The organism is Bacillus sp. OTU530 (assembly GCF_038440375.1).
Genome location: NZ_JASATP010000202.1, coordinates 1 through 203, shown reverse-complemented (window position 1 = coordinate 203; position 203 = coordinate 1). Strand labels below are relative to the sequence as shown.

The following is a 203-nucleotide window of genomic DNA, read 5'->3' as shown; positions in this document are numbered from 1 at the left end:
AAAAATAAATCTGTATAATCTGATAAAAAGATAAAAGGGCGATTGATGGGAATCGAACCCACGAATGTTGGAGCCACAATCCAATGCGTTAACCACTTCGCCACAACCGCCATCATCACTGGTGCCGGCTAGAGGACTTGAACCCCCAACCTACTGATTACAAGTCAGTTGCTCTACCAATTGAGCTAAGCAGGCAGATATGG

Annotated in this window: 2 tRNA genes; both read right to left on the bottom strand. The window is 44.8% G+C overall.

The features are described from left to right. Window positions 1–37: 37 nt before the first annotated feature. Window positions 38–110, bottom strand: a tRNA-His gene (locus AAHB12_RS31625). Between the two features lie 9 nt (window positions 111–119). Further along, window positions 120–195, bottom strand: a tRNA-Thr gene (locus tag AAHB12_RS31620). Between the last annotated feature and the right edge of the window lie 8 nt (window positions 196–203).